27 protein-coding genes are annotated in these 26,714 nt (G+C 42.4%); 14 read left to right on the top strand and 13 right to left on the bottom strand.

The genetic code is table 11. The features are described from left to right. The first annotated feature begins 7 nt into the window (after positions 1-7). Genes NSQ17_RS17230 through rbsB form a run of 3 tightly spaced genes read left to right on the top strand, consistent with a single transcriptional unit; the run spans position 8 to position 3,375 of the window. A complete protein-coding gene (locus NSQ17_RS17230) occupies positions 8-1,489 on the top strand; it encodes a sugar ABC transporter ATP-binding protein (protein ID WP_048002956.1) in 1,482 nt (493 codons plus the stop codon). 1 nt (position 1,490) lies between these two features. Then, positions 1,491-2,444, top strand: a complete 954-nt coding sequence (gene rbsC, locus NSQ17_RS17235) for a ribose ABC transporter permease RbsC (protein WP_007497532.1) — start codon at positions 1,491-1,493, stop codon at positions 2,442-2,444. A 13-nt stretch (positions 2,445-2,457) separates the two neighbouring features. Further along, a complete protein-coding gene (rbsB, locus tag NSQ17_RS17240; RefSeq protein ID WP_024718716.1) occupies positions 2,458-3,375 on the top strand; it encodes a ribose ABC transporter substrate-binding protein RbsB in 918 nt (305 codons plus the stop codon). Between the two features lie 232 nt (positions 3,376-3,607). On the opposite strand, the gene NSQ17_RS17245 is transcribed toward rbsB, so the two are convergent. Then, positions 3,608-4,225, bottom strand: coding sequence for a flavin reductase family protein (locus NSQ17_RS17245; RefSeq protein ID WP_024718717.1), 618 nt, complete (start codon positions 4,223-4,225; stop codon positions 3,608-3,610). A gap of 59 nt (positions 4,226-4,284) precedes the next feature. After that, on the bottom strand, positions 4,285-5,172 hold the full coding sequence (alsR, locus tag NSQ17_RS17250) for an acetoin biosynthesis transcriptional regulator AlsR (protein WP_342467630.1): 888 nt from the start codon (positions 5,170-5,172) through the stop codon (positions 4,285-4,287). Positions 5,173-5,322: 150 nt separating this feature from the next. On the opposite strand from alsR, the gene alsS reads away from it, so the two are divergent. The 5 genes from alsS (at position 5,323) to NSQ17_RS17275 (ending at position 9,591) form a co-directional block, all read left to right on the top strand. Next, the gene (gene alsS, locus NSQ17_RS17255; protein WP_342467631.1) at positions 5,323-7,023 is read left to right on the top strand and encodes an acetolactate synthase AlsS; all 1,701 of its coding nucleotides are present in this window, start codon (positions 5,323-5,325) and stop codon (positions 7,021-7,023) included. Between the two features lie 53 nt (positions 7,024-7,076). After that, positions 7,077-7,829, top strand: a complete 753-nt coding sequence (budA, locus tag NSQ17_RS17260) for an acetolactate decarboxylase (protein ID WP_186365906.1) — start codon at positions 7,077-7,079, stop codon at positions 7,827-7,829. Positions 7,830-7,983: 154 nt separating this feature from the next. Continuing rightward, entirely contained in the window at positions 7,984-8,460 is a 477-nt protein-coding gene (locus tag NSQ17_RS17265) for an Lrp/AsnC family transcriptional regulator (RefSeq protein ID WP_017360010.1), read from the top strand. 37 nt (positions 8,461-8,497) lie between these two features. Further along, positions 8,498-9,058 carry a chromate transporter gene (locus NSQ17_RS17270; RefSeq protein WP_034647433.1) on the top strand — a complete coding sequence of 187 codons (561 nt, stop codon included), beginning with the start codon at positions 8,498-8,500 and terminating at the stop codon, positions 9,056-9,058. Next, a complete protein-coding gene (locus NSQ17_RS17275) occupies positions 9,058-9,591 on the top strand; it encodes a chromate transporter (protein WP_007497548.1) in 534 nt (177 codons plus the stop codon). The genes NSQ17_RS17270 and NSQ17_RS17275 overlap by 1 nt, the downstream gene beginning before the upstream one ends. Positions 9,592-9,631: 40 nt before the next feature. Here the strand turns inward: NSQ17_RS17275 and NSQ17_RS17280 are convergent, their stop codons facing one another. Next, a complete protein-coding gene (locus NSQ17_RS17280) occupies positions 9,632-10,951 on the bottom strand; it encodes a UDP-glucose/GDP-mannose dehydrogenase family protein (RefSeq protein ID WP_342467632.1) in 1,320 nt (439 codons plus the stop codon). Positions 10,952-11,065: 114 nt separating this feature from the next. After that, on the bottom strand, positions 11,066-11,209 hold the full coding sequence (locus NSQ17_RS17285; RefSeq protein ID WP_003214884.1) for a hypothetical protein: 144 nt from the start codon (positions 11,207-11,209) through the stop codon (positions 11,066-11,068). Between the two features lie 186 nt (positions 11,210-11,395). On the opposite strand from NSQ17_RS17285, the gene NSQ17_RS17290 reads away from it, so the two are divergent. Both NSQ17_RS17290 and NSQ17_RS17295 read left to right on the top strand, forming a co-directional pair. Beyond that, a complete protein-coding gene (locus tag NSQ17_RS17290; RefSeq protein WP_342467633.1) occupies positions 11,396-13,003 on the top strand; it encodes an SWIM zinc finger family protein in 1,608 nt (535 codons plus the stop codon). Next, complete coding sequence (locus NSQ17_RS17295; protein WP_017360014.1) at positions 12,990-15,767, top strand: DEAD/DEAH box helicase; 2,778 nt, start codon at positions 12,990-12,992, stop codon at positions 15,765-15,767. Before NSQ17_RS17290 ends, NSQ17_RS17295 begins: the two co-directional genes overlap by 14 nt. A gap of 72 nt (positions 15,768-15,839) precedes the next feature. On the opposite strand, the gene NSQ17_RS17300 is transcribed toward NSQ17_RS17295, so the two are convergent. From NSQ17_RS17300 to NSQ17_RS17310, 3 genes are all read right to left on the bottom strand, one after another. Next, entirely contained in the window at positions 15,840-16,628 is a 789-nt protein-coding gene (locus tag NSQ17_RS17300; RefSeq protein ID WP_019743575.1) for an STAS domain-containing protein, read from the bottom strand. A 153-nt stretch (positions 16,629-16,781) separates the two neighbouring features. After that, positions 16,782-17,642 carry a Cof-type HAD-IIB family hydrolase gene (locus tag NSQ17_RS17305; RefSeq protein WP_024718728.1) on the bottom strand — a complete coding sequence of 287 codons (861 nt, stop codon included), beginning with the start codon at positions 17,640-17,642 and terminating at the stop codon, positions 16,782-16,784. Positions 17,643-18,032: 390 nt separating this feature from the next. Then, positions 18,033-18,389, bottom strand: coding sequence for a hypothetical protein (locus tag NSQ17_RS17310; protein ID WP_008343305.1), 357 nt, complete (start codon positions 18,387-18,389; stop codon positions 18,033-18,035). A gap of 117 nt (positions 18,390-18,506) precedes the next feature. Here NSQ17_RS17310 and NSQ17_RS17315 point away from each other — a divergent pair, with 117 nt between their 5' ends. Then, positions 18,507-18,917 carry a YwpF-like family protein gene (locus NSQ17_RS17315; protein ID WP_003215215.1) on the top strand — a complete coding sequence of 137 codons (411 nt, stop codon included), beginning with the start codon at positions 18,507-18,509 and terminating at the stop codon, positions 18,915-18,917. Between the two features lie 223 nt (positions 18,918-19,140). Here the strand turns inward: NSQ17_RS17315 and mscL are convergent, their stop codons facing one another. Both mscL and fabZ read right to left on the bottom strand, forming a co-directional pair. Next, the gene (mscL, locus tag NSQ17_RS17320; RefSeq protein WP_007497563.1) at positions 19,141-19,536 is read right to left on the bottom strand and encodes a large conductance mechanosensitive channel protein MscL; all 396 of its coding nucleotides are present in this window, start codon (positions 19,534-19,536) and stop codon (positions 19,141-19,143) included. A gap of 126 nt (positions 19,537-19,662) precedes the next feature. Then, on the bottom strand, positions 19,663-20,097 hold the full coding sequence (gene fabZ / locus NSQ17_RS17325; protein WP_342467634.1) for a 3-hydroxyacyl-ACP dehydratase FabZ: 435 nt from the start codon (positions 20,095-20,097) through the stop codon (positions 19,663-19,665). A gap of 219 nt (positions 20,098-20,316) precedes the next feature. Between fabZ and NSQ17_RS17330 the strand changes: the two genes are divergently transcribed. Beyond that, the gene (locus tag NSQ17_RS17330; protein WP_268381901.1) at positions 20,317-21,372 is read left to right on the top strand and encodes a tetratricopeptide repeat protein; all 1,056 of its coding nucleotides are present in this window, start codon (positions 20,317-20,319) and stop codon (positions 21,370-21,372) included. A 14-nt stretch (positions 21,373-21,386) separates the two neighbouring features. Here NSQ17_RS17330 and NSQ17_RS17335 read toward each other — a convergent pair whose 3' ends face one another. From NSQ17_RS17335 to spoIIID, 4 genes are all read right to left on the bottom strand, one after another. Continuing rightward, positions 21,387-22,205 carry a flagellar hook-basal body protein gene (locus NSQ17_RS17335; RefSeq protein WP_007497568.1) on the bottom strand — a complete coding sequence of 273 codons (819 nt, stop codon included), beginning with the start codon at positions 22,203-22,205 and terminating at the stop codon, positions 21,387-21,389. A gap of 30 nt (positions 22,206-22,235) precedes the next feature. Then, on the bottom strand, positions 22,236-23,075 hold the full coding sequence (locus tag NSQ17_RS17340) for a flagellar hook-basal body protein (RefSeq protein WP_017360018.1): 840 nt from the start codon (positions 23,073-23,075) through the stop codon (positions 22,236-22,238). Between the two features lie 134 nt (positions 23,076-23,209). Next, positions 23,210-24,211 (bottom strand): cell shape-determining protein Mbl, encoded by a 1,002-nt coding sequence (mbl, locus tag NSQ17_RS17345; protein WP_012011515.1) that lies wholly within the window; start codon positions 24,209-24,211, stop codon positions 23,210-23,212. Positions 24,212-24,396: 185 nt separating this feature from the next. Beyond that, positions 24,397-24,675: a sporulation transcriptional regulator SpoIIID gene (spoIIID, locus tag NSQ17_RS17350; protein ID WP_008343327.1), complete on the bottom strand. Its 279-nt coding sequence runs from the start codon at positions 24,673-24,675 to the stop codon at positions 24,397-24,399. Positions 24,676-25,022: 347 nt separating this feature from the next. On the opposite strand from spoIIID, the gene NSQ17_RS17355 reads away from it, so the two are divergent. Together NSQ17_RS17355 and NSQ17_RS17360 are read left to right on the top strand one after the other, a co-directional pair. Continuing rightward, the gene (locus NSQ17_RS17355) at positions 25,023-25,436 is read left to right on the top strand and encodes a MarR family transcriptional regulator (RefSeq protein ID WP_008343328.1); all 414 of its coding nucleotides are present in this window, start codon (positions 25,023-25,025) and stop codon (positions 25,434-25,436) included. A 15-nt stretch (positions 25,437-25,451) separates the two neighbouring features. Then, positions 25,452-26,639: an MFS transporter gene (locus NSQ17_RS17360; RefSeq protein WP_024718734.1), complete on the top strand. Its 1,188-nt coding sequence runs from the start codon at positions 25,452-25,454 to the stop codon at positions 26,637-26,639. Positions 26,640-26,714: the final 75 nt, after the last annotated feature.

Below are 26,714 nucleotides of genomic sequence, written 5' to 3' on the forward strand. Positions count from 1 at the left end.
GCCACTTATGAACATTGAAATGCATAACATCCATAAGGCCTTTGGAAAAAACACCGTTCTCGCCGGGGTCTCCTTTGACCTCGTCACAGGTGAAGTCCATGCACTAATGGGTGAAAACGGGGCAGGAAAATCAACGTTAATGAATCTGCTGACAGGACTCTATTCACTGGATCAAGGAACGATTCAAATCGACGGAAAAGAAACCGCTTTCAAGAACCCGAAAGAAGCCGAGCAGAACGGGATTGCCTTCATTCATCAGGAGCTGAATATATGGCCTGATATGACGGTACTCGAGAATTTATTTATCGGGAAAGAAATCTATACAAAACTTGGTCTCCTAGACACCAAGAAAATGAAAACCCTCGCCCAAGCGCAGCTCGACCGATTGTCTGTCAACCTATCGCTCGATCAAGAGGCAGGAAGCTGTTCTGTCGGCCAAAAGCAGATGATTGAGATTGCGAAAGCGTTAATGACCGATGCAAAGGTCATTATTATGGATGAACCAACAGCTGCTCTCACAGATCGTGAGATTGAAAAGCTATTTCAGGTCATTGAATCACTCAAAAAAGAAGGTGTGTCTATCGTCTACATTTCTCACCGTATGGAAGAAATCTTCGCCATTTGTGACCGGATTACGATCATGCGTGACGGAAAAACGGTCGATACGAAAGCGATACCGGACACGAATTTCCATGAAGTCGTCAAAAAAATGGTCGGCCGCGAATTAACCGATCGTTACCCTGAACGCACACCTTCTACTGGTGATACCGTCCTAGAAGTGAAGCAAGCAACGAGGAAAGGCCGCTTTCAAGATGTCAGTTTTTCCGTCAAAGCTGGAGAAATTGTCGGTGTTGCAGGCTTAATGGGCGCTGGCCGGACGGAAATGATGCGGTCGCTCTTTGGACTCGATCCCCTGGATCAAGGAGAAATTTGGGTTCATGGGAAAAAGGCTGTCATTAAAAAACCAAGTGATGCAGTCAAACTTGGCATCGGTTTTATCACGGAGGATCGTAAAGATGAAGGACTGATGCTGGATGCATCCATTCGGGAAAACATCGGCTTGCCTAACTTAGACAGCTTCTCTCCAAAGGGGCTGATCGATAAGAAAAACGAGCAGGACTTTGTTGATCTGCTCATCAAACGACTCACGATCAAAACCGCTTCATCTGAAATTTCTGCACGCAGCCTGTCCGGTGGAAATCAGCAAAAGGTCGTCATCGCCAAATGGATCGGCATTCAGCCGAAGGTACTCATTTTAGATGAACCGACAAGAGGCGTCGACGTCGGGGCGAAACGAGAAATTTATCAGCTCATGAACGAGCTGACGGATCGAGGCGTTGCGATTTTGATGGTCTCCTCTGAGCTCCCAGAAGTTCTTGGGATGAGCGATCGAGTGCTTGTCATTCATGAAGGAACCATCAGCGGTGAATTAAGTAAAACAGAAGCTACACAAGAACGAATTATGACACTAGCTACAGGAGGGAAGTAACATGAAACCACTTACTTCAAATGGACGATTTGACAACATCATGCAAAAGCTTGGGCCATTCTTAGGACTCATCATCCTTGTTGCCATTGTTTCTATTTTAAATCCGGCCTTTTTAGAACCATTAAACATTTTAAACTTACTCAGACAAATCTCCATTAACGCCCTCATTGCCTTTGGCATGACGTTTGTTATTTTAACCGGAGGAATTGATTTGTCTGTCGGTGCCATTCTAGCGCTGTCTAGTGCTCTGACTGCCGGCTTTATTGTATCTGGTTTGGACCCGATTCTTGCCATCATTGTTGGATGTATCATCGGTGCCATCCTTGGAATGATCAACGGTCTTTTAATCACAAAAGGAAAAATGGCTCCTTTTATCGCAACACTTGCGACGATGACGATTTTCAGAGGATTGACACTTGTTTATACAGACGGAAACCCTATTACTGGGCTCGGCTCTAACTATGCATTTCAGCTATTTGGTCGTGGATACTTCTTAGGCATTCCTGTTCCAGCGATCACCATGCTTCTCACCTTTATCGTTCTTTGGGTCTTGCTTCATAAAACACCTTTTGGCAGAAGAACGTATGCCATTGGCGGAAATGAAAAAGCAGCCCTCATCTCAGGTATTAAAGTACCACGCGTCAAAATCATGATTTACTCCTTAGCCGGCTTTATGTCTGCTTTAGCAGGTGCGATCTTAACATCTCGTCTCAACTCAGCCCAGCCAACAGCTGGTACGTCGTATGAACTTGATGCAATTGCTGCCGTTGTACTTGGCGGGACAAGCCTATCCGGCGGAAGAGGGCGAATTGTCGGCACACTCATCGGGGTACTCATTATCGGGGTCTTGAACAATGGTATGAACTTACTTGGTGTTTCATCATTCTATCAGTCTGTTGTGAAAGGGATTGTCATCTTGATTGCAGTCCTACTCGACAGAAAGAAATCTGCTTAAGGAGGCAGCTGCTATGAAAAAATATGTAATCTTGATCGTGACTCTCTCATTATTCATGCTTTCTGCCTGCTCGCTTGAACCGCCAGAGTGGGCCAAATCAACAAAGGATGGCAAGAAAAAAGACATGAAAATCGGACTGTCGATCTCGACTTTAAATAACCCATTCTTCGTTTCTCTTAAAAACGGCGTGACAAAAGAAGCGAAAAAGCTTGGCATCGAAGTTGTCATTGCCGATGCACAAAATGATTCAGCCAAACAAACAAGTGATGTAGAAGATTTAATTCAACAAGGGGTCGATGCATTACTCATTAACCCAGCCGATTCCTCTGCCATATCAACGGCTGTCGAATCTGCGAATGCTTCAGACATACCGGTCATCACATTAGACCGCTCGGCAGAAAGCGGAAAGGTTGAAGCGCTTGTTGCTTCTGATAACATCAAAGGCGGCGAAATGGCAGCTAACTTTATTATCGACAAAGTCGGTAAAGGAGCAAAAGTGGCTGAACTAGAAGGTGTACCAGGTGCTTCTGCGACACGCGAACGAGGAAAAGGTTTTCATCAAATTGCAGACAAAAAGTTAGATGTCACAGCAAAACAAGCCGCTGACTTTGACCGGACAAAAGGGCTCAACGTGATGGAAAACCTTCTTCAAGGAAACCCTGACATCAAAGCCGTTTTTGCCCACAATGATGAAATGGCACTTGGCGCACTAGAGGCCATCCAAAGCTCTGGAAAAGACATTCTTGTCGTCGGTTTCGACGGTAATGAAGATGCACTCAACTCGATCAAAGCAGGAAAACTATCTGCAACAGTCGCGCAGCAGCCAGAGCTGATCGGTCAACTGGCAGTCGGCGCTGCTGACGATGTATTAAAAGGAAAAAAGGTAGAAAAAAATATCGCCGCTCCATTGAAACTAGAACAAAAGAAATAAACACTAAACCCCCGATAGCCTCGGGGGTTTTAGATTATAGACAAAGGCTGAAATGAACTTTATTTTAGCCTTTGTCTTCTTTTCAGCGTGATAGAAAACCTTTGCAGTCTAGGAAGGACGAGCACCGGAGCAGAGCGAATTGACATTCGTGAGTACCGAAGCGCAGGACTGACAAAGAATACGAGGGTTTGTCTACACGCTGGACCACCGATAGCCTCGGGGGTTTTAGATGTTATTCCGGCCTCTTCAGTACAAATGGCGTGCCTAAATGGGCATAATCATTACCTGCTAGGCGCGCGACTGGCTTTAATTCATTCGTAAAAATATATCCTTTTTCCGCATCATAGACGGATTCATCTAAATGCGCACACACCACCCGGCCAATGATATGATCGACTGTGATCTCCCCTTCATCATTTTGAAAGGTCAGATGTTTTTCCAGCTGACATTCAAAGCGAATGCGTGCTTCCTTGATTCCTGGCACTGACACCACGCTGCTCTTCACTTGATGAAGACCGGTACGAGTCAGCTCACTCTCTTCCTCTGGCAAAGTAGCAGCTGTTTCATTAATATCTTCAATCATCGCTTCATCACTCACATGGACAACAAATTCTTCCCTGTCGATGATATGTTTTGCTGTATCTTTCATCTCTCCTTGACGACGTCCAATAGAAACAGCGATCAGCGGAGGATGGCCGCTGATGACATTAAAGAAACTAAATGGTGCAGCATTGACGACTTCTTCTTTAGAAAGGCTTGTAATAAATGCAATGGGTCTTGGAACGACGGAACCAGATAATACTTTATATGCTTCTTTTCGTGACAACTGATCCATTTGTAATGTAATCACTTCAGACATGCCTCCTCTTGTATGTAACGACATCATACCATACCCCGTTCTCTCTTCCCTTATTCCGGCTCAGCGCGATGGAGAATATGATGGACAAGATGAAACAATGCCGGATTATGATTTTCTCGTCTATAAGAGATGGTCCATTCCGCGAGTAGCTGCTCACCTTCAATTGACCGATACACCACATCTAAATTAAATAAACGCCGGGCCGATGTTGGAATGATAGCAATTCCGATTCCCGCTGTGACAAGACCAATAACCATTTGATATTCTGCTGCTTCCTGCACGATATTGGGTGAAAATCCGTACTTTTCACAAAGTAGGACAAAATGCTGATAAAGGGACGGCCATGATTCCTTTGATAAGGAAATAATCGGTTCATCACGAATATCTTCAATCGTAACCGCTTCTTTTTCCGCCAGCGGATGGTTTTTCGGAATCGCAAAAATACATTCACTTTGCTTCATTAAACGACTGACCAATTCTTCTTGCGATGATGTAGGATGCAAAAAACCAATATCAATCTCACCATTCAAAAGCGCCTCAAGCTGTTGCGGGACAGAGAGCTGTTGCAGCTCAATACTGACAGAGGGGTACCGCTCTCTGAATTCACGGACAACTGGCGGCAGAATATCATATGTCGCTGTACCAACGAAACCGATGATAATCTTCCCAAGCTCCCCTCTTGCCGTATGCCGAGCATGATCAACGGCTTTATCAAGCTGATGCAGCACCCCCCTGACCTCATGTAAAAAAACCTTTCCAGCAGATGTTAACTCCACCACCCTTTTAGACCGGTGAAACAAAGGAAATCCCAATTCTTCCTCAAACTGCTTAATTTGCTGACTAAGTGGAGGCTGTGTCATGTTCAATCGTGCGGCCGCTCTGCCGAAATGCAGCTCCTCCGCGACTGTGACAAAATACTGCAAATGTCTCAGTTCCATCCTTTCACTCCTCAAACACTTATTCGTGAAACATATTAAAACTACGTTAAACATATATTGGAAAATTTATTTTGTGAAATGTATAGTAAATCATATCATGAAAATATATTTTCATAAAAAATTTTACTTGCCGAAAGGAGTGCGGGGTAAATGAATTCTCAAACACAACCCCTAACAAAACGAGGAGCAGAGTTGATTGTCGATACGCTCATTGCCCAAGGTGTGACCCATGTTTTTGCGATTCCAGGTGCAAAAATTGATGCAGTATTTGATGTATTAAAAGACAGAGGTCCAGAGCTTGTGCTATGCAGACACGAACAAAATGCGGCATTCATGGCAGCAGCTGTCGGTCGTTTAACTGGCAAACCAGGCGTTTGTCTCGTTACATCAGGTCCTGGCGCATCCAATTTAGCGACAGGTCTATTAACAGCCAATACAGAAGGTGACCCTGTTGTTGCAATCGCTGGAAACGTCATCCGTGCGGATCGGCTCAAACGAACACATCAATCACTCGACAATGCGGCATTATTCAAACCAGTGACAAAATATAGCGTTGAAGTACAAGACGTAAACAATATACCAGAAGCCTTAACAAATGCTTTTCGCGCGGCACAAAGAGGTCAAGCTGGGGCAGCATTTATCAGCTTTCCACAAGATGTCGTGACCGAACACACCACACAAACACCAGTGTCTGCTCACCCTTCTCCAGAACTAGGTCCTGCACCGGCTGCTCTCATCAGTTCGGCCATCGCCAAAATTCAAAATGCGCACTTACCTGTTGCAATTGTGGGAATGAAAGCTAGCCGTCCAGCTGCGGCAAATGCGACAAGAACATTATTAAAAACACTTGGTATCCCATTTGTCGAAACGTACCAAGGAGCCGGCGTTCTCTCAAGAGAGCTTGAGGCTCAATATGTGGGCAGAATCGGTTTATTCCGTAATCAGCCAGGCGACCTTCTCATTGAGAAAGCGGATGTGATTTTAACTATTGGCTTTGATCCAATCGAATACGATCCGAAGCATTGGAATTTGAAACCGCAGCAGCGTCAAATCATCCATGTGGATGACATGCAGGCAGATATTGACCATTTCTATGAACCGACGCTTGAGCTTGTGGGCAATATATCTGAAACGGTGCAACATCTAGCCCACGACAGCGTTCCACTTTCATTATGCAAAAAGAACGTAGATCTCGTTACAGAATTACAAGAGCTGTTAAGTGATATCGAAAAAGCACCAGAAAGAGAAAGTCATTTATCACACCCGCTGGATGTCATTCATACGTTGAGACGTATCATCCCAGATGACACGAAAGTGACATGTGATATCGGATCGCACGCTATTTGGATGTCTCGCCACTTCCGTGTTTATGAACCGAACACGTTCCTAGTGAGTAATGGAATGCAAACACTTGGCGTGGCATTACCATGGGCGATTGCAGCCTCCATATTGAATCCAGATGAAAAGATCATTTCAGTCTCAGGTGATGGCGGTTTTCTCTTCTCCGCCATGGAATTAGAAACAGCCGTGCGCATGAAAACAAATCTCGTTCATCTCGTTTGGAACGACAGCACATACGATATGGTGGCATTCCAGCAGGAAATGAAGTATGACCGTACGTCTTGTGTTGAGTTCGGTCAGATCGACTTAGTGAAATATGCAGAAAGCTTTGGAGCAACTGGATTACGTGTCAACTCACCTGAAGAGCTTTCAACTGTCCTTCAAAAGGGTATAAACATAAAAGGACCCGTTATTATTGATATTCCGATAGACTATCAAGACAACCCAGACCTCGCCAGTCAAAAATGGCCAGAAGTCTTTCGTGAAAAACACACAACGAACGTCAGATAAGACTTCGATACATTACGTTAAAGGAGTGAGCGGATATGGGTATGATGCACCCAATGAATCAACAAAATAACACAATACCGCAGGACAAAAAGCAAGCGGTCTATCAAGTATCAACCATGACCTCCTTGCTGGAAGCCGTATACGATGGAGATTTCTCCCTATCACATATTCCCGAGCATGGTGATTTTGGCATTGGCACATTCAATCAATTAGATGGGGAACTAATCGGCTTTGACGGCGCTTTTTATCGACTGCGCTCTGATGGAACAGCCACACCAGTAACCGATCAAGATTATTCACCATTTTGCTCTCTAGCATTTTTTGAAACGGACATCGTTCATCGAATTGATGCACCGATGACGTCCAAAGAGCTAGAGGAAGAAATCGACCGAATCTTACCGAGCAAGAATGTCTTTTATGCGATCCGCATCGATGGGTCATTCAAAAAGGTTCAAACCCGTACGGTTGAAAAACAGGAAAAACCTTACGTTCCGATGGTGGAAGCAGTCAAGTCACAGCCTATTTTCGATTTTGAAAATATTCGCGGAACGATTGCAGGCTTCCGTACACCACAGTACGCACATGGCATTGCGGTAAGTGGATATCATCTCCACTTTATTGATGATGATCGAAGCGTAGGCGGGCATGTATTTGATTACACTGTGGATCAAGTGACCATCCGAATTTCCCAAAAACGTCACATGAATTTACACCTTCCAAATACGCAGGAGTTCTTCCAAGCAGATATTGATCGTGCTGACCTTGCACAGCAAATTGCCAGTGCGGAAAGCAGCCCAGAAAAATAAAATGAACACACCCCGGTGATGCCGGGGTGTTTTTTTTATGCAAAAAGATATGTTATCTTATTTTATTATTTCACTTCGTTACTAAATTAAAAATCAAACATTCTATTCGTAATAAAATATGATAGAATATCAACAGAAGAAAGGTGGTTATACAGTGGCACATGAATATCGCATTCCAAACTTAACATTAGATGAAAGAGATAAACAAATTCTTTCCTTATTACACGAGGACGGGCGTATGTCCTACACGGATCTAGGGAAACAAGTCGGCCTTTCCCGTGTTGCTGTACAAGCCCGTATTCAGCAACTCATTGAAGCAGGTGTCATTGAACGATTCACCGCTGTCATTAATCCAGCAAAGATCGGCATTCATGTCTCTGTCTTTTTTAACGTAGAGGTTGAGCCGAAATGTTTAGAAACAGTCGCCCTTCAGCTTGAGCAGGAAACAGCCGTCACAAGCCTTTATCATATGACAGGACCAAGCAAGCTGCATATGCATGGCATTTTTCAAAATGAACAGGAAATGGAGACGTTCCTGACAAAGAAGCTGTACCCGCTTGAAGGCGTCGTCAGTGTTGACTGTCAAATGCTCATTAAACGATATAAAAGCCGAATGGGCATGAAATTGTAGATAGGAGTTGAACCACTTGCAATCATATCTTGAACTCATGATCGCCATGGTACGAACCGGTATTCTGGGATTTGGCGGAGGACCTTCTGTCATCCCGCTCATTCGCCATGAAGCGGTCGTCAAATACAAATGGATCAATGATGACGAATTTGGAGAAACACTCGCCATCGCCAACGCATTACCCGGACCGATTGCTACGAAAATGTCGGCATACCTCGGCTATCGATTAAAAGGTGTATCTGGCGCCATTGTTGCAACAGCTGCACATATTTTACCGACATGTCTCGCTATGGTGGCACTTGTTACACTTGTCAGCGTCTTAAGCTCTTCAGTCATCATTCAAAATATGATCGGTGCTGTGACACCAGTAATTGCCGTTCTGTTAGGAATGATGGCATATGAATTTGGACAAAAAGCGTTGAAGGGCTTCGGCATGATCTTCGGAATCGTCCTATTCCTATTGGCATTTGTCGGTCTTCAAGTACTCTCGATTCATCCAGGAATCATTGTCATCATCTTTTTATGTTATGGTGCCTTTCATTTTAAACTGAAAGATCGCTGGACTCGAACAAATAAAGAGAAAGGAGTGTCTTCGTGATGCTGATTCTCTTTTTATTCTGGGCATTCTTCTTATCCAATCTGTTAGGGTATGGCGGAGGACCTGCCTCCATTCCGCTCAATTATGAAGAAATCGTCAATCATTTTCATTGGATGACGAACGAAGGGTTCTCCAATATGCTCGCATTAGCCAACGCACTTCCAGGTCCAATCGCTACGAAAATTGCGGCTTATGTAGGCTATGATGTCATGGGATGGCCAGGCTTTATCGTTGCACTGCTTGCCACGGTCCTGCCGTCTGCAATCGGATTGATCTTACTGCTAAAACTCATTGACCGTTTTCGCCAATCTTCTGTCGTCAAAGGCATGACCCTATCTGTGCAGCCTGTCATTGCGATGATGATGCTTTTATTAACATGGGAAATTGGCGGAGATGCCGTGAAAGCCATTGGCTGGACACAATCACTTGCCATTGCCGCCATTTCATTTTTCTTTATGACCAAATTCAAATTGCACCCTGCCTTTCTAATTGTGGCTGCATTTTTATATGGCGGATTCATTCTTCCGCATTAACGCAAAAACCGATAACACGCGAAGTTATCGGTTTTTCTCATTACATATAAATAGGAGAGACAGACCTGCGCCCAATAGAATGATACTCGACACCAGCTACTTCTGCCGCTTCAAGCGTATGACAATTCCGGCCATCAAAAATGATCGGCTGCCTCATGAAATTTTTATAAGCTGAAAGTGGAAAGGACTGAATATCCGCCCACTCAGTTAATATACAGACAGCATCAGCATCCTTGATCGCCTCTTCAATCGTTTGAGCAAAAAGGACTTGATCAGGCAGTTCTTGAGCTGCATTGCGAGCGGCAGCAGGATCATAGGCTACGATCTCCGCTCCTAATTGATGGAGCTGATGAGCGATTGGGATTGACGGCGCCTCTCTCATATCATCTGTATTCGGCTTAAAGGAAAGGCCAAGAAGAGCCATTCTCTTCCCTTCCAAGTTTTCTCCCATCCGCTCCTTCACACTTCGAATAAAACTTGTTCGCTGCTCATTGTTCACTTTGATGACAGCCTTCAATAGCTCAAAATCATGGGACACATGCCCTGCAATTTGGACAAGGGCATTAGTATCCTTCGGAAAACAGGAACCTCCGTAACCAATGCCTGCCCTAAGAAACGAAGCACCAATCCGCTGATCGAGTCCCATCCCCTCTGCAACTCTCTCAACATCAGCTCCCGTTTTTCCACAAATCGAAGCAATTTCATTCATGAAGCTGATTTTTGTGGCAAGAAATGCATTTGATGCGTATTTGATCATCTCTGCGCTTTTCCGATCTGTTCTCACGAATGGAATGTGGAAATCCGCATACATAGACTCTAGCTGATCTAATCCGTTCTTCGTTTCGGCTCCAATCACCAGCCGATCCGCTCGCAGCGTATCTGAGATGGCAGACCCTTCTCGTAAAAATTCTGGATTCGATGCAATAGATAATGGCTCCTTACGACCTAACACGTGATGAATCAAATGATCAATTTGATCGCCCGTTCCGACAGGCACTGTACTTTTCACGACAAGCACTGCGCCTGGCTTTGCTTGTAAGCCCATCTCCTTTGCCGCTTGAAAGACATACTGCAAATCAGCTTGACCGTCTGCCTGCTGCGGGGTTCCGACAGCAATCATTAACACGTCAGCCTGCGAATAGGCTGACGCTCCATTAATATGAAAACGAATGCGTCCTTGCTCCATATTCCGTTTGAGCAGTTCTTTTAATCCCGGCTCGTACATCGGAGGATTCCCTTGCTTCAGCTGCATGACCTTCCGCCGGTCAATATCCATACATGTCACATCATGTCCCGCCTCTGCTAAACACACCCCTGTGACAAGCCCTACATACCCACAGCCTGCAATCGCAACCTTCATGACACATCAGCTCCCCATACTCCTTATGCTTGTAATGTCATCGTATGCCGGGGATTTTCGTTCCATTCATAAAAGCATACAAAAACCCCCTGCTGAGAGAGCAGGGGGCTACTTTTATGAAACAAGGCCATTTCGAATATGAGCAATCAGATTTTCAAGCATTTCTTTTGTTGTGACATCATTGGAATTTTCACCAATATCATGAGCGTACATCAAAATCTTTAAAAACTCTTCTTGATTTAAACCCTTATTATCCATGTCTGTATCCTTTCGATTCCACTAATTTCATTATTATATGCTGTATGGTTGGTTTATGCAATACTCTAATACATCATTCGACAGCTTTTGAAATTTATGACCATTTTCATGAAAAACTTTTTTATAAATCATCATTGAGCTATAATAAAAGAATTGGAATCTTTTACTTGGTTAGGAGCGGGTCAAATGCTTCAGCACAACATCAACGAAGAAGAAATCAAACAAACAGCCGAACAGATCAAAGAACTTCTTCCTTCAACAGATGAAAACAAGCAACTCATCAAAAAAGCATTGATTACTTATAGACAGGACAGCGTATATCGGCTCAAGCAAGAGTCTGATACCGAATGGTCAGCTTATGTACATGATGTCGTGGCAGCAAGAGTCCACCTTCATGTGCTGTTTCCAGTGAGAAGCAGCTGCTCATGTCCAGCTGATGGACTATGTAAACACATCCTCGCTGTCTTCTTTTCGCTATACGCTCAAGTAGAGAGTGTGACCGGCTTTACAGAAAATTGGTCAGAGAAGGATGAATTACAGCGCAGCAAAGAACTCATTCGTCAGCACTTCCAAGTGAAGCGCCCAGATGAACAATCACTTCAGAGCTGGCTGAATTTTTTCCAGGAGGAATTTCACCTCTGGCTGAAACGGACACCGAAGCACCAGCAAACGCCACAGCATTTGTATTACGGCTATTTATCGATCCTGAAAAAACACGCACCCACTTCACCTGAATTCAAGAGTTTGTATGCGATTCATACGTCCATCGATGTGTGGTTAAGGCTCCATGAGCTAATCGATCTCGGCCGTCTTGATGCCGAAAAAGACTTTTATTCGATGAATCCATATGTAGAACAGCTCATGAACACCATTTTTGATTCAGTGGATCATTTGAGGACATACGCCCTTTCCTTTTCCCTCGATCCGTTTCTTGAAAACACACCAACTACCGTTCGGACACTTCTTCAAATCAGCGGACCTTTCCAGCATGAACGAGTTGCGGTCTTTATGGAGATTTGGGGAACTATATTAAATAGAGGGAAATGGGTCAAAAAAGAAACAGAATTACTCAAGAGCGCCCAACAGCAGGAGCAAACGGTTGAGCGCACCATTGGGCTCATGCATATGGATTATTTGCTAAAAGAAGACGAAAGACTCTTCCAGCAATTAAAATTGCTCAATGCAGATATGCTGCCGAATGTGCTCAATTGGCTTAAGGATCTCACAAACCGCAAGGACTGGAAGCGTCTCAAACTTTGGTATCAAGAGATCACATATGTATTAGAAGAATATTGCCAGCTTGACCTATCTTATAGAGAACTGCGTGGAGCCGTCAGCGATTTCTTCTTTTATTTAGACGCATACTTTAAACAGACGAAAGATCATTTCTTGTATGAACGCTATCTCCAAATCTGTATGCCTTATGCATTTACTGAATATAGTCAGCTCTTATATGCACAAGAACGCTATGCAGAATGGATTGAAATACACAGCCTCGTTGGTTTCTCCATCAGTGAATTGGAGAAAGAACTGATCAAACAGATTGCAAAGGAAGAGCCTGAAGCACTCATTCCTTCATACCACCGGGAAATCTCACTGCTTCTCGATCAAAAGAATCGAAGTGCTTACCGGGAATCTGTGAAAATGCTCAAAAAACTGCGTACGCTTTATCATAAAACGAAAAAAAACGCGGTGTGGGAAAGATATGTACAGCAGCTGCAAGATTCAACAAAACGGCTGCGTGCGTTCCAAGAGGAAATGAAGAAAGGAAAATTAATTGATGACACGCCATAAACAAATTGTCATTCATGCAGAACAAACCGAAGATTTCTCTTTCACCATTTCAGCGCAAGCAGAGGACGGACAGCCTGTACCGCTAAATGAAATGAAGAGGCAGCTTTTCCAATGGCACGAATCATCTTTTTACGGAACATTCTTAGAAGATGTGAGCTTTATTGGCACACCTGCCTTCCTGTTAAGTCCTTGGATGACCGTTGAATTGCTAGGGAAAAATTCATTCAATACTTTCAGCCATGTGACGTTAACGGATGAAACAGAGCCGCTTATGAAAACAGCCTCAACCATTTACGAATTCATCGAGGATGAAGATTTTGTCCCAGATTTCGAGGCATGGACAAAAGGCATGCTTCGCTTTAAAGACAAAGAAGGCCTGTTAGATGGCTACACAGCTGATTGGTTCTCCTTTGCCGTACAGGATTACATTCAATATGATGATGCCTTGCAGCACAAATGGAACCGAATGACTGCTCAATCGCCTGCTCTTTCCTCCTTCCAGGGACATTTTTTAGATGAACAGGATTTCTTGGAAACGATCGGCTGGATCGATGATGAGACGCCTTTCACTGTCGGCTTGCGTTTAAATGAGCCTGATTTCGACGGGGATGATTGGAAAATTGAATTGTTTTTGCGTGATAAGAAAAACAGTGATCTGCATTTCTTTGAAGGCATCCGTTCTTTAAAAAAATCATGGCGTCCGTTTCAAGAAAAAATCACCAGAGAGCTGGAGCGGTTCGGTCAGATTGTCCCTTGGCTCTCATTTACATCTGGTACCACCCTCATGTCAGAAGAAGAAGCGTGGCTCTTCCTATCTGAAGCGAGTGAAACACTTGTGAACATGGGGATTGAGATCCTGCTCCCATCATGGTGGCAGATCGTCAAAGAAAGCACCATGATGCTAAAAGCACGGATTTCCTCCACACCACGAGGCGAATCGCACGTTGGAATGGATGCCCTTATGGACTTTAATTGGCGCTTTGCCACAAACGGGATTGAGCTGACAGAAGATGAGTTCAACGAGCTTGTTCAAAGTAAACGTCGTCTTGTCAACATTCGTGGACAATGGATTAAAATCGACCCGACCTTTATCCAGCAAATGAAGAAATGGATGGAGCGCGCTGAGAACGAAGGACTTCATATGTCGGATATTTTATCACGTGAACTCGCAGACCAAGAGGCCTCCTCTGAGTCGATTCCTGAGTTGCTAGACAGTTCGGCCTTTGCCCATATTCAATTTGAACTTTCGTCTCAACTACGAGGACTTGTTCATCAGTTAAATGATACACAAGAGCTGCCATCCTATGAGATGAGTGAGTCCTTTAAGGGCACACTGCGCCCGTATCAGCAGCACGGTGTCAACTGGCTTCTGTTCTTAAGGTCTCATGGATTCGGGGCTTGTTTAGCAGATGATATGGGACTTGGAAAAACGATTCAAATGATCGCTTATTTCACCTATTTGAAGGAGCATCAACAAGACGCCGCTCCATCTCTCATCATTGCACCGACTTCCGTATTAGGGAACTGGCAAAGAGAGCTTGAAACATTCGCACCACATTTGAATGTCGCTCTGCATTATGGACCATCACGTCCACAAGGTGAGAACTTTACAAAAGCGTACGAATCAACAGATATCGTCCTCACTTCGTATGGTCTCTCACATTCTGACCGTGATGAATTAACAGCAGCCAAATGGAATACCATTTGCTTAGACGAAGCCCAGAACATTAAAAATGCCCATACGAAACAATCGAGAGCCATTAGGCAATTAAAAGGACAGCACCACATTGCCCTCAGCGGGACACCGATGGAGAACCGCTTGACAGAGCTTTGGTCTATTTTCGACTTCGTGAACAAAGGATATCTCGGCAGCCTGACCAGTTTTCATAAAAAGTTCGTCCTTCCGATTGAAAAAGACCGTGAAGAAAAAAGAATCCAACAGCTGCAGCAGCTGATCAAGCCATTCTTATTAAGACGAACAAAACAAGATGAAGAAGTTGCACTCAATCTGCCAGAGAAACTAGAAGAAAAAGAATTCATCCCGTTATCTGCAGAGCAGGCATCTTTATATGAACAGCTGGTCAAAGATACATTCGAACATATGGCCTCATTAACAGGGATGCAGCGGAAAGCCATCATTTTAAGTATGCTTGGCAGACTCAAACAAATTTGCGATCACCCTGCTCTTTATTTAAAAGAGAGCGGAACAGATGTGAAATTGTTGAAGCGTTCATTAAAAATGGATAAATTAGCAGAGCTGTTAAAAGCCATACACGAACAAGGAGAAAGCTGTCTCATTTTTACGCAGTATATTGAAATGGGCAACATGATCAAACAGCTCGCCGAAAAGATGTTTGGAGAACCAGTTCAATTTTTAAATGGGAGCTTATCAAAACATGATCGGGACAAAATGGTGGAACGTTTCCAGAAAAAAGAGTTCAATATCTTAATTCTTTCTTTAAAAGCAGGAGGAACCGGACTAAACTTAACCGCCGCCAATCATGTCATTCACTACGATAGATGGTGGAATCCTGCTGTAGAAAACCAAGCAACAGACCGTGCTTACCGCATCGGGCAAAAGCGGTTTGTTCACGTCCATAAGATGATCACAACCGGCACGATAGAGGAAAAAATTGATCAAATGCTCGAAACAAAACAAACGTTAAATGATCAAATTATCCAAAGTGAAAGCTGGATTACAGAGCTGTCAACGAATGAACTAGAAGATTTATTCACGTTAAGTGCAGCCGCTCAATCATCGTAATGATAGCAAAAAGAGGACTTTTCTCAAACTTGATGAAAAGTCCTCTTTTTTTAATCTCATCTAAAGGAATGCTTAAATTTGCAGCTTTTTCAATGCAGATTTCACATTCATATACGTATTCAACTCGCGGAAGTCCTCTCTCATTTCTCCCATTTTCATCGCAAGATTTGGTTTAATACCTGTCACGATCAGTTCTGTGCCAGTCATTAAAATCAGATCGTTTAGCTTAAAGATCGCATCCGCCACAAATGAATCCACTTCTAATAGACCAGACAGATCCACAATAAAGTAATCGTCTTTGGATTGAGAGATATAAGTGGAGACTGTTGAGATGATTTTATCAAATCTTGGCGCTGTTAACGTACCTATGATCGGCAGGACAGAAATACCATCCTTCACCGGAACAATCGGGACAGAAATATTCAATACTTCATCAATGGATTGCTCAAGAAGCTCTTGCTGTTCCTTCTCTTTCGTAACATCCTTTTGCAGACCAACGAAATAAAGGCGTTTCCCTTCATTTTCATCAATCCATAAAGGCGCCACACTTAACTCGTTCCAAAACATTTGACCAGATTTTTTATAGTTTTTCAACTGTACAGTGACAGCCTCTTTGTTTTCAATGGCTGTCCTAATTTGTTTGAGAGCAATCTGTTCAGTTTCATCTCCTTGAAGGAAACGACAGTTCTTTCCTAATACTTCGGTTTCTTGATAGCCTGTCATATCTAAAAAGCCCTTGTTCACATATATTAAAGGATTATCAGGTAAAGACGGGTCCGTCACCGTCAGGCCAACCTGAGTATAGTCTAAGGCTTCCTTGATTAAATGCAGATTGTCGGACTTATAAGATTCCAGCGCCATTCGTTTACTCTCCTTAACTTCCTTACAAGCGGGTTATATTCATAATTAAATTATATGATGTTCCATAGCGGGTGTAAATAGAAGTAGTTCTGAATTCCTCTTTTGTAGAATGCGCTTCATCCTATGTCATTTATACAAATACATACGATTCAATTATTTCAAAAGATGTTGAATCATATGTGCCACACCATGTTCATCATTTGTTAACGTGACGTGATCAGCTAATTCTTTTATATCCTTTCTCGCATTCCCCATTGCAATTCCAACCCCAGCTGCCCGAATCATCGATTCATCATTTAAACTGTCTCCTACAGCCGCTGTTCTGCTTAATGGAATACCGAGCTTTTCTGCCAGCCTGGTTAACGCCTGCCCTTTCGACGCCTCCTTTGCTCCAATTTCAAAGTTATGATCAGCCGAACTAACCAATGTTAATTCAGAATCATGTCCAAACGCATCCCATCCGGCTTTCAATCTGGCTTGAAAAAATGAGAAACCTAAGATGTTATAAAACGAAAGATTCTGATCCTCACGAAACAATTCTTGATATGTATCAATATAAGCAAAACCTGACTGGCTGTATTGAACTTCAGCCGCTTGCTCAAGAACACGCTGATCCGTTTCTGGATTTGCACTCTTTAAGCGGTCCATTTCTATCGCCAGAAGCTCCCTGCCGCGGTTTGGTGTGTAAATGGCTTCATTCGTAAACACTTCATAGTAATAATCACGCTCCTCAAGCCATGATAAGATGTGTTTTGCTTTTTCTTCTTCTAGAACAGCCGAATGATATACCTGACCTTCTGGATCATGAATCACAGCTCCATTTGCACTGATGACCCACGTATTCATCCCAAGCTGATCAAAAATAGATTTCACATCAAAATACGCTCTTCCTGTTGAAACGACAACCTCAATCCCACTCGCCGCTGCTTCCTTTAACGCCTGCTCGTTTTCCTGACTCACTTTGTGCTCACTGTTCAATAAAGTTCCGTCTAAATCCGTTGCGATTAATTGAATGTTTGTCATCGGTCTCTCCTTTTTTGCCTGCATTTTCAGTTGACCTTCCGTTTTCAAATCCATCATCATTATGAAATGAGTATCCACTATTTGCAAGGGATGATCGGCTTATCAATGAATATAAGAGTACCCGGTCACGCTACATGACCGGATACGCATAAGGGGATTCACAGGGGACACATGACTGATACAAAGAAACCTTGGTTCTACTATTACGCAGTGAATATGTGTACAAGGCAAAGTCTATCAGCTATAGCTAGAGGAGGGCCGCGAGATGCTAGACCTTTGCCTTTTGCCTCCTTTCCTTTCAGCTAACCCTAGTCTACTGAGAAATAGCACAAGAGACAAAAAACGAAAATGACAAAATCGTTCTTCAAATTCTTTATTTCCTCAATCATTTTTACTTTTTACCGCTTGCGTATAAAACATCATCTTATTTTGTTTGACGAAATACTTATTTTTCATAAATTGATAAAAAACATCTGAATGAATCCAATTACTAGAAGGCATGTGAATATAGTCAGACCCGTCCCACGCAAACCAATAAAAACAAAGCCTTCCATCATGAATTGACAATTGAAATTCGAAACAGTCCATTTGATCGTCTGTCACGTATTGAAAAGTGAGGGACTCCCCTTCTTCCATATACACATCACAAAATGAGAGAATGTCTCCCCATGTATAGACCCTCACATTGCTTTCCTTTTCCTCACCAATATGTATGTTTCGAAGTTGATAGGACTCCATAAAACATCTCCTTTCACTTATATGCAGCTAGTTCTGAGTAGGCAGCGGTTTCATTTATACAGATGTTGTATGCTATAATGATACTTACGAATAATGAACGCTTGTGAGGTGATAAATATGAAAACCTTTAGGCTGATTGATTTAAAAATCGAACTTGATCCAAAGCAAGATAAAATGTCCAGCATTCCCCTTCGTGACGGCTTAATCATTAATAAAGAAGATGGCGAAAATCACTGGATGATCGAGGCACTGATTCCAAAGAAGCATAGACAAGTGTTTGAGGTGCTCTTCCAGCAGCATACAGAAGTAAAGATTCTCGTGACGATTACAAAAGAAAACAACCGCCCTGTTCATCTATCGGTCCAAGTCAAAAACATCGTTGCCTTAGAAGAAAACATATCTGTATTACTCGACGGTAAAATGATCACAAATCGTTACAGAACAGAAACCGAAGAAGTATTAAAAGACCTCGTCAAAGAGGGGCTATCAGGAGAAAAACTGCTGGATGCTTTTAAACAGAACACATAAAAAAGAGCGGGATGAGCCGCTCTTAGATGGTTGACAAAGGGCTAAAATGAACTTTATTTTAGCCCTTTGTCTTCCTTTTCAGCTTAATAGAAAACCTTTGAAGTCTAGGAAGGGCGAGCACCGGAGCAGAGCGAATTTAATATTCGTGAGCACCGGAGCACAGCCCTGACAAAGAATGCGAGGGTTTGTCTACACGCTGAGAGCGGGATGAGCCGCTCTTTTTCTATTGCACATCTTTCGATTGGCTTTGATTTTTCAATAAATCTCTAATTTCGGTTAACAACACTTCCGTTTGATCTGGCGTTTCAACCACTTCCTCTTCCTCTACCTTTTTCCGTTTTAATTTATTTAAATAACGAATAAAGATAAAAATGGAAAAGGAGATAATCAAGAAGTCGACCACTGTTTGAATGAAACTTCCATACAAAATTTGAGCAGAACCGATTTTAATAGACAATCCACTAAAATCATGCCCCCCAACAATAATACCAACAAGCGGCATAATTAAATCATTCACAAGAGAAGTGACAATTTTGCCAAATGCTCCCCCGATGATGACACCGACAGCAAGGTCAATCACATTCCCCTTGACGGCAAACTCTCTAAATTCTTTCAGCATTCTTTATCACCTTCATCTTTTTTTGTCTAATATGACGTTTTTTTGTCAAAAAAGCAAGTCCTCATCCGCTCTGGCTGAATGTTTCCATATAAAAAACGGTTCATACAAGATGAACCGTCAGACACATTACGATACTTTCGGACCGATAGAAAATGTCAGTTCTGCTTCACATGCCACTTCGCCATCTACTGTTGCAACTGCTTTTCCTTTGGCAACTGGACCGCGAAGACGTGTGATTTCAACCTCTAAACGTAGCTGATCGCCTGGCTTGACCTGTCTTTTGAATCGGCAGCTGTCAATCCCTGCAAACAAACCAATTTTCCCTTTGTTCTCTTCTTTACCTAACATGATGACCCCAAAAACTTGAGCAAGCGCTTCTACAATAAGCACACCCGGCATGATGGGGTATCCTGGGAAATGGCCATTAAAAAATTCTTCATTTACTGTGACATTTTTGATTCCAACCGCTCTTTTCTCACCATCAACTTCTAAAATACGGTCAACCAATAAAAATGGATAACGGTGTGGAATAATGTCTTGAATTTGCTGAGCATCAAGCATGTCTTGATCTCTCCTTCTTTTCTATATCGCTAATCTTCATTTGATTCCTATTGAAGTATATTATGAATGCAGTCATTTTTCAATGTTCAGCCAACATTTATGGTAAAAAATAGAATCTATCATTACCTATTGTCATGAAATATAATCCACTCTACACTCATCGTTTTTTCACAAATATGGTAATATATATTACATCATTGATTGAATAAGAGGGTAAAAATGAATTTTATAAGCGATAAATCCATTAAAAAACTTCTCCATTCGTGGTATACAATGCTAAAACATCGACATTTTTCGAAGGCTGAAGAGATCAAAACGTCCTTAACCAAATATAAACGTAGATTGTCAAAGAAACAGGAGCTTCATTTACATTATCAGCTTATGCTTTTTCGGCACCAGCTCTGGATGAACCAAACAGAAGACTTAGAAAAACTGAAGCATGAACTCATGCTCCACAAAGATCAAATGAATGATCAACTGCAATATTATTTTTACTTTTTTCTCGGTTTATACGAATCTTTAAAGAGCGATCAAAATGATGCCATTCATTATCTTGAAAAAGCAGAAGAAAAACTTCCCCTGCTAGACGATGAGCTAGAGGAAGCGGAGTTTCATTTCCGTACAAGTGGTGTTTATTATAACAACCGCTATTCACTGTTATCCATTCGACATGTTGAAAAAGCCATGGATATCTTTGCAAAGCACGGGGATATCCACAGCATTTATCGGTGCAAAATTGTGCTCGCCCTTAACTTTAGTGATCAAAAAAAATATGAAGAAGCAGAAGCTATTTTTATTGAAATTATCGAATACGTGAAAATGATTGATGACCAAGAACTGCTTGGTATCGTGTATTATGACGCTGGTTTTATCAAGTCGAGACAGAATCGTCATAAGGAAGCACTAGAATACTTTAAAAAAGCGCTTCGGCTCCCAGCATACCGGAAATCTGCCCACTCCTATGTGTCGTGTCTCTATGAAACTGTGCGTTCCTGCTTTAAAGAGAATTTAACTGATGAAGGAATGAAGTATATTCAAAAAGGGCTAAAAGAAGCCGTTGATGCCCAATTTGATCTATTAAGAATCAAGTTCCAAATTTTATTCCTTCTCTACAGCCAAGCGCCCAAGGCAGATGAACAGATTGCTACACTCGTCACATGTCTTGAACGAAAAGAAGCCTGGATTGATCTTGAAGATCTGCTTGCAGATGTCTCAGATTTTTATAAAAAAAAGGGCGACTTTGAGCGAGCCGCCTTTTTTATCATGAGAGGCTGACATCCGCCTGCTCATTATCGAATGGTATTAATGAGTCCTAGCATTTGATCGCCCATCGTAATGGTTCTTGAGTTCATCTGATACGAACGCTGTGTTGTCATGAGGTCTGTTAATTCTTTAGACATGTCCACATTCGACGTTTCAAGTGCACCTTGCTGAAGTTGAATGGCCTGACGGTTTGCCCCATTCAGTGCCGTTAAAGCGCCTTGATAGTTGCCGTCGACTGAGAACAAATTTTCTCCTTCAGAGATGAGTGCTGAAGAATTATTCACTTGAACAACCCCAAGATTCACCTGCTGATTCGGTTGATTGCCTCGAGAAATAGCTGTAAGCCGGCCATTTTTATCGATAGAAATATCACGGAAATTCGCATTTAAGACAATCTCATTCCCGTTTTCGTCAAGAATCGGATGGCCTTCGCTTGTCACCAGCTGGACTTGATTCCGATTATTTCCTGGCTGTAAATAAAGAGAGCCATCTCTTGTATACCGGATGTTACCGCCAGCATTGACCTGCAAATACTGAGATGGCGCACCAAATGCAACATCAAGGTCACGGCCTGTTTCTTTAATAGACCCTTGCAATGAGTTAATGGATGCATTGACCATCGTTCCAGTTCCAAGCCTTAAACCAGCAGGTGTCAGACGACTGTTTGCCACCTGCTCATTTTTTTCATCTACCTGATTAAACTGTTGTCTGACCAGCTCTGAAAAACGGGTGTTTTTCGCGCGATACCCTGTTGTTTCACTGTTTGCGATGTTATTACTAATGATATCAAGCTGCTTTTGCACCTCGTTCATTGACACAGCTGCATTGATCATCGTTCTAAGCATGAGAATCCTCCTCTCTCTTTCATTTCTTTATTAATACACTCTTCCGATTTCATTCACTGCTTTTTCTAAACTTTTATCATATGCCTGAACCACTTTTTGGTTTGTTTCAAATGCGCGGTAGGCTGTTGTCATTTCTGTATATGATTTCGTCACATCAACGTTCGAGAGCTCTGATACACCTTGGCTTAATGTATAGGACATTTGACCGTTATTGACCGCACTTGGAAGAGGCTGGTTATCAGCTGTACGGTATAAATCATTTCCTTCACGCGCAAGGTTTCTTGTATCCATTGCAACACGTACATCAATTTGTCCAAGGTTTTGTCCGTTTTCACTCACGGTTCCATCTGCGTTCACTTTGAAATTCTCACTTTGAACGGTAATCGGCTGACCCGTCACAGAAAGAAGGGCACGTCCATTGATCGTCAACTGATTTTGATCATTCAATGTAATGGAACTGCTTTTCGTATAACGAACGCCTTCTGGTGTATTCACAGCATAAAAAAGCGCTGACTTTTGATTTGTCTCCGGGTTGATGGGCACATTATTTTCTACTAATGCAATATCAGTTGTTTGATCCGTTGTTTTTAATGTTCCTTGTGTAAATTGAGGAATCAATTCCTGCATGTATGTTCCCGTATTAATTCCGCCAATCGCCGTTTGCTGTGGGATACTAAAGCCTTTGCCTGAAGATGTTTGGAAACGTCCTGATTCCATTCGGCTTAGCAGCATTTCTGGAAATGCGCGCATGGCCCCTTCATCTGCTTTATAGCCTGGAGTATTCGCATTTGCGATATTATTTGAAAGCATTTCTGTCCGCCGCTCTTGAGCGATCATGGCAGATGTTGCGGTGTATAGTCCTTTTAACACGTGCTCACCTCATTCAAATTCTTTCACATGACCTAAAATCATCAGTACACAATCTTCTATGAAATATATCGGCATATTGGCAGGCTTCTTTAATAAAAATCCCCCATTCTTTCTAAAAAGAATGAGGGAAATCATTAGCTGAGTTTACGCTTTGGCAGCTTGTCCATATTATCAAGCATCACGCCAGTACCAACTGCTACACAATCCATTGGATTTTCTGCAACGAAAACTGGTACTTTCAGCTCTTCTGCAAGCAATTGATCAAGCCCGTTTAGAAGCGCTCCGCCACCAGTAATGATGACGCCGCGGTCAATGATATCAGCTGATAATTCAGGTGGTGTTCTTTCAAGAACTTGTTTCGCAGCCTGAACAATGGCAGATACAGATTCACGTAATGCTTCTTCTACTTCTTTGCTTGTGACGGTAATCGTTCTTGGTAATCCTGTCACCATGTCTCGTCCACGAATCGAGATCTCTTCGTGACGTGCGTCTGGGAATACCGTTGCAACTTGGATCTTAATGTCCTCTGCAGTTCGCTCACCGATCAACAGCTTGTACTCTTTTTTAATGTAGTTTAGAATTTCCAAGTCAAATTTGTCTCCAGCCATTTTAATAGAAGAGGCGGTTACAATGTCACCCATTGAGATGACAGCGATATCTGTCGTTCCGCCTCCAATATCTACGACCATGTTTCCACTTGGCTGAAAAATATCCATACCAGCACCAATAGCTGCTACTTTTGGCTCTTCTTCAAGAAATACATGCTTCCCGCCGCTTTTTTCAGCAGCTTCTTTGATCGCCTTCTGCTCAACAGATGTAATGTTTGTTGGGCAGCAGATGAGCATACGCGGCTTAGAGAATAGCCCTTTCACATTTAATGAGTTAATAAAATGCTTGAGCATCGCTTCAGTTACTTCAAAATCAGCAATTACGCCATCTTTTAATGGACGAATCGCAACAATATTCCCAGGCGTACGTCCAACCATACGTCTTGCTTCTTCTCCAACAGCTAATACTTTCCCGCTGTTTTTATCAAGAGCGACAACAGATGGTTCATTTAACACAATTCCTTTTCCTTTGACATGAATCAGTACATTTGCAGTACCAAGATCAATTCCAATATCCCTAGCAAACATCTATATATATCCTCCTTGAAAATCTGTTTCCATAGCAAATACCACATTCTGCCCTAATTATATATTCTATCATAATTTGCAGAAAAAAAGATATTTCTTTACAAAAGTCTTTACAAAATTTGTGGTTAGAAACTACCGATAAGAGGAAGATATATATATCATGTTTATGAACAAAGAACTAAAGCTTACTGTTTTACAGGCTCACCTTCTAAAATTTCTTCTTTTTTATACTTTAACTTTGTGGCTTCTCCCCCTCGCAGGTGGCGGATTGATTTATGATAATCCAGTATCTCCTTCACTTCGTTAGCCAGATCTGGATTAATTTCTGGCAGTCTTTCTGTTAGATCCTTGTGTACAGTACTTTTAGAGACTCCAAATTCTTTCGCAATTACACGAACGGTTTTCTTTGTCTCCACGATATACTTTCCTATCTTGATTGTTCGCTCTTTGATGTAATCGTGCACACCACTCGACCTCCCTAAAATGGATGTGAGAAGTGTGAAATGAGATCCGTATCAATATTATCCATTTTCAGCGGCGCTTGTTCGTCTTAATTTCTCATCCATTAGGTAGTAAATGCCAAACACGATCCCTCACCTCAAACACTCTCTTTGTCAGGTTTGTAACAGTGTATTAGCATTGCATAGGGAATATGCTAAAAATGAAGATGGGACAAGGGATTTATCAGAAAAGACAAAACAAAAAATCATTTCGAGTGGCGAAAATTTTCACTTTACAAGCATCGGTGTAACACGTAAAATAGGAAAGGTGATTTTATTTACCTAGATAAATAATGAATAAAGGTGAGCCTATGGATACGTTAAACAGAGAGTGTTTACATCAAATACATCAAAGCGCGCGGCTGCTGTCTAAAAAAGCGAACGAAGCGCTTGCTGCTTATGACTTGTACATGTCCCAGTGGACTGTACTTTTTTGTTTGGATACATTCGGTCCTAAAACGCAAAAAGACATTTGGACCTATTTGAACGTCGAAGCACCGACGATTACCAGAACCGTGACGCGTCTAGAAGCAAACGGCTGGGTGAAACGAGTCCAAGGAAAAGACAAACGTGAGAATCTCATCGTCATGACAGACGATGCAAAAGCAAAGTTTCAAAAAATCAAACAGACGATGGAACAATTTGAAGAAGAATGTCTTTCAGATTTTACCTACGAAGAAAAACAACTCCTCCATACACTTTTACACAAATTATCAACTGAATAGGAAGTGACATACACCATGAACGAACGCATTTGGACAAAAGACTTTATCATGATTGTCCTGGTGAATTTATTTACATTCACCTCTTTTTATGCCCTTTTGACACTACTCCCCATTTACACAATGGATGAATTAAATGGAACAGAATCACAGGGCGGCCTCCTTGTGACGGTCTTCTTATTATCAGCAATTGTGACAAGACCATTTTCAGGGGCCATTATTGAGAAATTCGGCAAGAAACGCATGGCGATTTTTTCTTCAACGGCTTTTGCCCTGCTCACTTATTTATACATTCCAATTGATCAATTTCAAACACTTCTCATGCTGCGTTTCGTACAAGGAATCTTCTTCAGCATTTTGACAACCGTAGCAAGTGCTATTGCAGCTGATATGATTCCGAAACATAAACGAGGAGAGGGTCTTGGATACTTTGTGATGTCAATGAACCTCGCTGTGGTTATCGGTCCGTTTATCGCACTGAATCAAGTCGGAAAAGTAGGATTCCATTCTTTATTTCTTCTCTTTTCGATCATCGTCTCTATCGGTGCAGCTTTCACGATGCTGATTAGACAGCCAGAGCCTGAAAACGGCGGAAGTGTCATCTTTCGATTCACTTTTTCTCACCTGTTTGAAAAAGGTGCTTTAAAAACGGCAGCAGTTGGAATCATTATCTCCTTCTGTTACTCGCCGATCATTTCATTTATTTCAGTGTATGCCAATTCACTTCACCTGATGGGTGCAAGCAGTTATTTCTTCATTGTTTTTGCAGCTGCAATGCTTGGATCACGTCCATTTACAGGCAGACTGTTTGACCGAGTCGGGCCTCATATTGTGATCTATCCATCGATTGCTCTCTTTGCGATTGGTTTATGGATGCTGACCGCTACCCAAACAGCCACCATGCTTCTTTTATCCGGCGCTGTCATCGGTCTTGGCTACGGCTCTTTGGTGCCATGTCTACAAACACTTGCGATACAGCACTCACCAGCACACCGTACAGGCTACGCCACAGCAACTTTCTTTACCCTATATGATACGGGGATTGCCGCTGGATCATTTGTCTTCGGACTGCTTGTCAGCTTCACAGATTTTTCAAATGTATATCTCATTGCTGGCGTTGTCGTGTTACTCAGCATGGGCGTTTTTTATTGGAGCGAACGAAAACCGCAAGAAGCAAAAGCACAAAAGGTTTCCCTATCAGAATAGGATACTGTTTTAAACTTCACTGAAAACATGCTAAAATATAGGATATTTCAAATGAACAGATAGGTCTTTTGAAAA

This window comes from Bacillus sp. FSL W8-0629, assembly GCF_038593225.1.
GTDB classification, from domain to species: Bacteria; Bacillota; Bacilli; order Bacillales; family Bacillaceae; genus Bacillus; species Bacillus altitudinis.